Here is an 8,507-nt window from a genome sequence, read left to right on the forward strand (position 1 = left end):
GGTTCCAGTCGTCGCTGCTGGAAAGCTGCGGCACCCGCGGTCGCGCGCCGTTCGATGTCGTGCTGACGCACGGCTTCACGCTGGACGAGAACGGCCGCAAGATGTCGAAGTCGGTTGGCAACACCGTCGAGCCGCAGAAGGTGATGAAGGATTCCGGGGCCGATATATTGCGACTGTGGGTCTGCGCCACCGACTATGCCGACGACCAGCGCATCGGTCCGGAAATCCTCAAAAACACCATCGAGACTTACCGCAAGCTGCGCAATTCGATCCGCTGGATGCTCGGAACGCTGGCGCATTTTGCGCCCGGCGACCGGGTCGCGCATGCCGAGATGCCCGAACTGGAGCGGTTGATGCTGCATCAGCTCGCGGGCCAGGCCGCCATCGTGCGCACGGCCTACGCCGAATTCGACTACAAGACCGTGGTCGCGAGCCTCTCGGCGTTCATGAACACCGAATTGTCGGCGTTCTATTTCGATATCCGCAAGGATACGCTGTATTGCGATCCGCCGTCGTCGCTGGCGCGCAAGGCGGCACTGACCACGATCGACATCATCTGCGACGCAATCTTGAAATGGCTGGCGCCGGTGCTGAGCTTCACCACCGAAGAGGCATGGCGGATGTACCGGCCCGACGCCGAGCCCTCGGTGCATCTGACGCTGTTCCCGACGGAGTTCGACGCGTTCCGCAATGACGCGCTGGCGGCGAAATGGGAAACCATCCGCGAGGTCCGCCGCGTCGTCACCGGTGCGCTGGAACTCGAGCGCGCCGCCAAGACCATCGGCTCCTCGCTGGAGGCCTCGCCGCTGGTCTATGTCTCCGACAAGAGCATCTTCAACACGCTGTTCGATATCGATCTCGCCGAGGTGTTCATCACTTCGAACGCGATGGCGAGCAATGACGACGCGCCGGCCGGTGCATTCCGGCTCAACGAAGTGCCCGGCGTCGCCGTCGTGGTCGAAAAAGCCGTTGGCATCAAATGCGCGCGGTCGTGGAAAATCTCCACCGACGTCGGCGACGATGCCGAATACCCGGATGTCTCGCCGCGCGACGCCGCCGCGTTGCGCGAATGGAAAGCGCTGGGAGTGAGTGTTTAATACCTCTATCGTCGCAATACACTATGGTCGTCCCCGCGGACGCGGGGACCCATATTCCCGGGCGTTCGAAATAGAAAAAGGAAGATGACCAAGAGTCTTTCAAAATATCGACGTCACGGCGTATGGGTCCCCGCGTTCGCGGGGACGACGAGGTGGGGCGCATGACCCCCCACCTCCGCTCCGGTCTGATCGCCGCCGTCGCAGCCCTCGTACTAGATCAAGCCTCAAAACTCTGGCTGCTGTTCGTGTTCGATATCGCCCAACGCGGCGCGGTGAGGGTTACCCCGTTCTTCGACCTGGTGCTGGCCTGGAATGTCGGGATCAGCTTCGGCTGGTTCCAGAGCGACAGCGCGTGGGTCCAGATCATCCTGATGCTGATCAAGGCGGTGGCCGTGGTGGTTCTGGCGGTCTGGATGGCGCGCTCGCAGACCCTGCTGGCGACTGTTGCACTGGGCCTGATCATCGGCGGCGCCATCGGCAATGGTATCGACCGCTTCGCGTATGGGGCGGTGGTCGATTTCGCCCTGTTCCACCTCGATATCGGGGGAAAAACCTTCAATTGGTACGTGTTTAACCTCGCCGACGTGGCGATTGTTGCCGGGGTAGCGGCCCTGCTGTATGACTCCTTCCTGGGGGTACCCGCCGCAAAAGCGCCCTGATCCCGGCTGATACGGGCCCTGCAAGCCGGAGCGATTTGTGCGCCTTAGATCGGCGCCCCCTTGCGGAAGAATTTGAACAGGAACAGCGTAATGCGCGACACCGAAGCCAGCTTCCGGATTGTGCAGAACCCATTACCGATCTCTTGGCATATCGCTTGGGAAACTCCCTGGCGGGGGCTGAAGCTCGCCGTCGCCGTGCTGGGCATCGGCCTGGTGATTTCGGCAGGCGCGGCCCGCGCCGCTGACGATGACGAGGACGACAAGACCTTCGAAGAGAAGATCATCGAAGGCATCATGGCCGGCATCGGCGGCACCAACATGGAAAACCGGGGCATCGAGTATCGCGAGCGGTCGCCGCTGGTGGTGCCCCCCAGGCTCGATCTGCCGCCGCCGGCATCCGCGGCGGCTGAGGCCCCCGTCGCGAACTGGCCAAAGGACCCCGACGCGCAGCGACGCAAGGCTGCGGCAGCCGCCCGCAAGAAAGACAATAAGGATCCCCGGGAAGCCGCCCGCATCCTGACTCCGGCCGAACTGGCCGCCGGCAGGACCGCCGGTCCCGCCCGCACCGGCAGCCGCGACCCGATCCAGCCCGGCGCCACCAACAGCAATGTGCTGCTGAGCCCGTCGGAACTCGGCTACAAGGGCGGCTTCAGCGGCCTGTTCGGCGGCAACAAGACCGAGACCGCGCCGTTCAAGGGCGAGCCGACCCGGGAGACGCTGACGCAGCCGCCGAGCGGATACCAGACGCCGTCACCGAACTTCGCCTACGGCACCGGGCCGAAGGAAACGATGAACAAGGAATACAATCCGGCCAAAGGCAAGTACGGCGACTAGGCGCGGCCTTAATCTATTGTAACCTCTCGGCTTCGTGACGCTCGCCGGTCTTGTCCCGGTGTACGGTGCCGCGGCGTTATCCCGAACCTTACCGTTCGCGCTGCGTATTCTGCCGCAGGCAAGTCTACGCAATCGGCGTAAACCTGATTGCAAAGCAACCGATACCGACTTTTGCGGAATACCCGCCAGACAGGTCATGATGCCCACACCCCGTTTTGCCGTTTCGCTCGCCGCCGCGCTGCTCCTTGCCCTGGCATTTTCAAGTGACGTTCTTGCCCAGACCACGGTGACGTCGGAGCGTCCCACCACCTTCACGCTTCCCAACGGCTTGCAGGTCGTGGTGATCCCGGATCGCCGTACGCCGGTCGTCACCCACATGATCTGGTACAAGGTCGGCTCCGCCGATGAGACGCCCGGCAAGTCCGGCCTCGCCCACTTTCTCGAACACCTGATGTTCAAGGGCACCTCCAGGCATCCGGCCGGTGAATTTTCCAAGACCGTGCTCCGGGTCGGCGGCAACGAGAACGCCTTCACGTCGACCGATTACACCGGCTACTTCCAGCGCGTGCCACGCGAGCAGCTGGCCAGGATGATGGAATTCGAGGCCGACCGCATGACCGGCCTGATCCTGAAGGACGAAAACGTGCTGCCGGAGCGCGACGTCGTGCTCGAGGAATTCAACATGCGGGTCGCCAACAACCCGGATGCGCGGCTGACCCAGCAGATCATGGCGGCGCTTTTTCTCAATCATCCCTACGGCCGGCCCGTGATCGGCTGGCGCCAGGAAATCGAGAAGCTCGACCGCGAGGATGCGCTGGCATTCTACAAGCGCTTCTATGCGCCGAACAACGCCATCCTGGTGATCGCCGGCGACGTCGATCCCAAGGATGTCCGCCCCATGGTGGAGCGGACCTACGGCGAAATCCCGGCGCAGCCCGCCATCGCCACCCACCGTGTCCGGCCGCAGGAACCGATGCCCGAAGCCCCGCGCACCGTCACGCTGTCCGACGCCCGGGTCGAACAGACCAGCGTGCGCCGCTATTATCTCGTGCCTTCCGCCGGCACCGCCGCCGCGGGCGAAAGCCCGGCGCTCGACGTGCTCGCCCAATTGATCGGCAGCGGCTCCAACTCCTATCTGTATCGCGCACTGGTGATAGACCGGCAACTCGCGGTCAGCGCCGGTGCCGGCTACCAGGGCACCTCGCTCGATCCGTCGCAGTTCGTGATCTCGGCGTCGCCGAAGCCGGGCGTGGAGTTTTCGCAGATCGAGCAGGTGATCGACAGCGTGATCGCGGATGTCGGACAAAACCCGGCGCGGTCGGAGGACCTCGAGCGCGTCAAGACCCAGCTGATCGCGCAGGCGATCTACGCCCAGGACAACCAGGCGACGCTGGCGCGCTGGTATGGCGCTGCGCTGACCTCCGGCCTCAGCATCGACGATATCCGGGCCTGGCCGGATCGCATTCGCGCCGTCACCGCCGAACAGGTCCGCGACGCTGCACAAAAATGGCTCGATAAAAAGCGATCGGTGACAGGCTACCTGATCAAGGATGCCACGCCGAAGCGCGAGGAGAAGCGTTCGTGAAGAATTTTGTCACCTCGTTGAGGATTTCCGCGCGTCGCTTCGCTTTTCTGGCTGCCGCCGGCCTCGCACTGGCGCCGGTGCCTTCGCACGCCGCGGCCAAAATCCAGCATCTGATCTCGCCGGGAGGGATCGAAGCCTGGTTCGTGCAGGATGCCACCGTGCCGCTGATCGCGATGGAATACGCCTTCGGCGGCGGCGCGACGCAGGACCCGGCCGACAAGCCCGGCGTCGGCAACATGGTCGCCAGCCTGCTCGACGAGGGTTCGGGCGATCTGGATTCCAAGGCGTTCCACGAGCGGCTCGACCGCCGTGCCATCGAGCTGAACTTCAGCTCGACGCGGGATTATTTCCGCGGCAGCTTGCGCATGCTGAAGGACAACAGGGACGAGGCTTTCGATCTGCTGCGGATGGCGCTGACCTCGGCGCGTTTCGACAGCGCCGATGTCGAGCGTATCCGCGCGCAGGTCGTTTCGGGCCTGCGGCGCGATACGTCCAGTCCCTCGGCGCTGGCCAGCCGCAAGTTCCTGCAGGTCACCTTCGGCGACCATCCCTATAGCCGCCAGGCCAGCGGCACGCTGGATAGCGTGGCGAAGATCGATACCGACGACATGAAGGATTACGTCCGCCGCGTGCTGGCCAAGGATACGCTGCGGATTTCCGTAGTCGGCGATGTCGACCCGGCGACGCTCGGCCAGTTGCTCGACCAGACCTTCGGCGGATTGCCGGCCAAGGCGAAACTGACACCCGTCGCCGAGGTGGAAGCCGCCAGGCCGCCGCAGCGCGCCTTCATTCCGCTCGACGTGCCGCAAACCGTGGTGACGTTCGGCGGCCCCGGCATCAAGCGCAACGACCCGGATTTCATGGCCGGTTATGTCGTCAACCATATTCTCGGCGGTGGCGGTTTGTCGTCGCGACTCTATCGGGAGGTCCGCGAGAAACGCGGCCTGGCCTATTCGGTCAATGAATCGCTGTTGTGGATGGATCGCTCCGCCATCTTCGTCGGCAATACCGGAACCCGCGCCGACCGCGCCGGCGAGACCGTCGACGCCATCGAGAAGGAAATCCGCGGCATCGCCGAGGAAGGCCCGACCCAGCAGGAACTGGACGAGGCCAAGTCCTACCTGAAGGGCTCGCAGATGCTGGCGCTCGACAGCTCCTCGAAGCTGGCATCGGCGCTGCTGCAGTACCAGCTCGACAAGCTTCCGATCGACTACATCGAGAAGCGCAACGCCATCGTCGATGCGGTGACGCTCGACGACGCCAAAAAGGCCGCCCGGCGGTTGTGGGGGCAAGGTCTGCTCACGGTGATCGTCGGCCGCGCCCCGCAGGCCGCAGTCCAGCCGGCTGCGGCGACGGCACCTAAAGCAAACTAAGGCGCGGTTTTCCGGAGTTCTCTGCAAACTCCGCCGTCATCCTGAGGAGCCGCGCACTTGCGCGGCGTCTCGAAGGATGTGCTAGACAGCCTGGCACCCTTCGAGGCTCGCCAAAGAGGCTCGCACCTCAGGATGACGCCTGCTTATGCTTTGAGAGATTTCCTCCTCCGGTGACGCCATGCTGCGGATTTCCCGCGACCTTTCGATCGACGAGAACGACATCGAGATCACCTTCGTCCGCGCCTCCGGCCCGGGCGGGCAGAACGTCAACAAGCTCTCGACCGCAGCCCAGTTGCGGTTCGACACCCGCCGGATCACGCTGCCGGAGGATGCCGCGGTGCGGCTGAACCGGATCGCCGGCCAGCGCATGACCAAGGACGGCGTGATCGTGATCCACGCGCAGCGCTTCCGCACCCAGGAGCGCAACCGCGCCGACGCCACCGACCGGCTGCTCGAAATATTGCGCGAGGCGATGGTGCGGCCGGTGCCGCGCCGCGCCACCAGGCCGACGCTGGGCTCGAAGACCCGGCGGCTGGAAGGCAAGAAGCGCCGCAGCGACATCAAGGCAAAACGCGGCTCGGCCCGGTTCGACGATTGAGGGCACGATAACAGCGTGGAGAGTTTCGCAGTTTCGGCTCCACGACCTCCCGTCACCCGGCAAGAGTCTCTAGACTAGGGACTCACTCCCACGAGTCGTCCCATGCCCGTCCGCCAGCTCCCTGAACAGATCGTCAACCGCATCGCCGCCGGCGAGGTGGTCGAGCGTCCGGCGAGCGTGGTCAAGGAACTGGTGGAAAACGCCATCGATGCCGGCGCCAGCCGGGTCGACATTTTCACCGATGGCGGCGGGCGGCGGCGGATCGGCATCACCGACGATGGCAGCGGCATGACCTATGGCGATCTGGCGCTGTCGGTCGATCGCCACGCCACCTCCAAGCTCGACGACGAGGACCTGCTGCGGATCCGCACGCTCGGGTTTCGCGGCGAGGCGCTGCCCTCGATCGGCGCGGTCGCCAGGCTCGGCATCACCACGCGCCATCTCAGCGAACCGCACGCCTGGTCACTGGCGGTGGAAGGCGGCGTCAAATCCGCGATCATGCCGGCGGCGCTGAGCCAGGGTACCCGCGTCGAGGTCAGCGACCTCTTTTATGCGACCCCGGCGCGGCTGAAGTTTCTCAAGACCGACCGCACCGAGGCGGAAGCGATCCGCGAAGTGGTGCGCCGCCTCGCGATGGCGCGGCCCGACATCGCCTTCACGCTGGCAGGCGAGGAACGCGCGCCGGTGACCTGGGCCGCCGCCCTGCCCGGCGCCGCCGGACGGCTGACGCGGCTCGGCGATATCCTGGGTGCGGATTTTCGTTCCAGCGCCATCGAAGTGCGCAGCGAGCGCGACGGCGTGGTGGTCGAGGGCTTTGCCGCCGCGCCCTCGCTGACCCGCGCCAATGCGCTCGGGCAGTATCTGTTCGTCAACGGCCGGCCGGTGCGCGACAAGCTGATCATCGGCGCGGTGCGCGCGGCCTATTCCGATTATCTGCCCCGCGACCGTCATCCCGTGGTGGCGCTGTTCGTGACGCTCGATAGCCAGGAGGTCGACGCCAATGTGCATCCGGCCAAGACCGAGGTCCGGTTCCGCAATGCGGGCCTCGTCCGCGCGCTGATCGTGCACGCGCTGAAGGAGGGCCTTGCCCGCGAGGGCAAGCGCACCGCGGCCAACAGCGACGGCGCCGCACTGGCTTCGTTCCGCCCGTCATTCGCGCCGCGTCCGGGCAATTGGGACTGGCGGCGCTCGCCGGCCTATCCCACGGGGGGAACGCCGGGCTTCGAGGGATCGGCGGCGACCGCGTTCGCCGAACCGGGACAGGCCGCCTTCGATGTCGGCACACCGACGGCGGACGTGCGCTTTCAGCCGTCGCCATCCGCCGATCTGCTCGACCGTCCGCTGGGTGCGGCGAGGACCCAGATTCATGAAACCTATATCGTGTCGCAGACCCGCGACGGGCTCGTGGTGGTGGACCAGCACGCCGCGCATGAGCGCATCGTCTATGAGAAGCTCAAGGCCTCGCTGGCGCGCAACGGTGTGCAGCGGCAGATCCTGCTGATTCCGGAGATCGTCGAACTCGACGAGGCCACCGTCGAGCAACTGCTCGATCGCGCCGTCGAACTGGCGACGTTCGGGCTGGCGATCGACTCCTTCGGCCCCGGTGCGGTCGCGGTGCGCGAGACGCCATCGCTGCTCGGCAAGACCAATGCCGCTTCGCTGCTGCGCGACCTCGCCGAGCACATGGCGGAATGGGACGAGGCGTTGCCGCTGGAACGCCGCCTGATGCATGTCGCGGCCACCATGGCCTGCCACGGCTCGGTGCGCGCCGGGCGCATCCTCAAGCCGGAAGAGATGAACGCGCTGCTGCGCGAAATGGAAGACACGCCGAATTCCGGGCAGTGCAACCACGGCCGGCCGACCTACGTGGAACTGAAACTGAGCGATATCGAGAAGCTGTTCGGCAGACGGTAATCGTCCCCATTTTAAAAACATCGAAAACAACCCCATGCAATGGCACTAACGGGTATTTAGTTACCTCAATACGCCAAAGCTGTAGGTAAAATAGTAGGGTAGGCAAGGGCGCGTTTGCGCGTGCCCACCACGCAGTGGACGGGTCGGAACGGTGGGCACGCGGCGCTTTGCCCGCCCTACGAAGGGAAGCGCAAAAACGTAAACTCCGTATCGTCATACGCCCGCCGCTCCAGCTCCTCGAAACCGTCGGGTGCCGCGAACGCCGCGGCCCTGGACTCCTCGACCACCAGCAGTGCCCCCGGCTTCAGCCAGCCGCCGTCGCGCAATGCGGCCAGCGATTTTTCGGCGAGTTTCATGCGGTAGGGCGGATCGAGAAACACCAGCGAGAACGGCTCCATCGGATGCGCGGGGCCGGGATTGGTGGCGTCGCGGCGATACACTTTTGTC

General features: G+C 65.1%; 8 protein-coding genes. 7 read left to right on the top strand and 1 reads right to left on the bottom strand.

Annotation, left to right across the window (positions count from 1 at the left end):
• From Q8N40_RS13960 to mutL, 7 genes are all read left to right on the top strand, one after another.
• Positions 1-1,097: class I tRNA ligase family protein (locus Q8N40_RS13960; protein ID WP_305712232.1), on the top strand; the 1,097-nt coding region annotated here is incomplete at its 5' end.
• Positions 1,098-1,258: 161 nt separating this feature from the next.
• The gene (gene lspA / locus Q8N40_RS13965) at positions 1,259-1,756 is read left to right on the top strand and encodes a signal peptidase II (RefSeq protein ID WP_305712233.1); all 498 of its coding nucleotides are present in this window, start codon (positions 1,259-1,261) and stop codon (positions 1,754-1,756) included.
• A gap of 90 nt (positions 1,757-1,846) precedes the next feature.
• Positions 1,847-2,590, top strand: a complete 744-nt coding sequence (locus Q8N40_RS13970; RefSeq protein ID WP_305321779.1) for a hypothetical protein — start codon at positions 1,847-1,849, stop codon at positions 2,588-2,590.
• Positions 2,591-2,786: 196 nt separating this feature from the next.
• Entirely contained in the window at positions 2,787-4,175 is a 1,389-nt protein-coding gene (locus Q8N40_RS13975) for a pitrilysin family protein (protein WP_305712234.1), read from the top strand.
• Positions 4,172-5,548: a M16 family metallopeptidase gene (locus Q8N40_RS13980; RefSeq protein WP_371135701.1), complete on the top strand. Its 1,377-nt coding sequence runs from the start codon at positions 4,172-4,174 to the stop codon at positions 5,546-5,548. The genes Q8N40_RS13975 and Q8N40_RS13980 overlap by 4 nt, the downstream gene beginning before the upstream one ends.
• Positions 5,549-5,726: 178 nt before the next feature.
• Positions 5,727-6,146 (top strand): alternative ribosome rescue aminoacyl-tRNA hydrolase ArfB, encoded by a 420-nt coding sequence (gene arfB / locus Q8N40_RS13985; RefSeq protein ID WP_305321781.1) that lies wholly within the window; start codon positions 5,727-5,729, stop codon positions 6,144-6,146.
• A gap of 102 nt (positions 6,147-6,248) precedes the next feature.
• Entirely contained in the window at positions 6,249-8,060 is a 1,812-nt protein-coding gene (gene mutL / locus Q8N40_RS13990) for a DNA mismatch repair endonuclease MutL (RefSeq protein ID WP_305712235.1), read from the top strand.
• 176 nt (positions 8,061-8,236) lie between these two features.
• On the opposite strand, the gene Q8N40_RS13995 is transcribed toward mutL, so the two are convergent.
• Positions 8,237-8,507: RsmD family RNA methyltransferase (locus Q8N40_RS13995; protein WP_305712236.1), on the bottom strand; the 271-nt coding region annotated here is incomplete at its 5' end.

The sequence above is a fragment of the Bradyrhizobium sp. genome (assembly GCF_030693485.1).
GTDB lineage: Bacteria > Pseudomonadota > Alphaproteobacteria > Rhizobiales > Xanthobacteraceae > Bradyrhizobium.

Coding starts and splice junctions, on each gene's coding strand:
- lspA (WP_305712233.1), top strand. CDS start 1,259: ATGACCCCCCACCTCCGCTCCGGTCTGATCGCCGCCGTCGCAGCCCTC.
- Q8N40_RS13970 (WP_305321779.1), top strand. CDS start 1,847: ATGCGCGACACCGAAGCCAGCTTCCGGATTGTGCAGAACCCATTACCG.
- Q8N40_RS13975 (WP_305712234.1), top strand. CDS start 2,787: ATGATGCCCACACCCCGTTTTGCCGTTTCGCTCGCCGCCGCGCTGCTC.
- arfB (WP_305321781.1), top strand. CDS start 5,727: ATGCTGCGGATTTCCCGCGACCTTTCGATCGACGAGAACGACATCGAG.
- mutL (WP_305712235.1), top strand. CDS start 6,249: ATGCCCGTCCGCCAGCTCCCTGAACAGATCGTCAACCGCATCGCCGCC.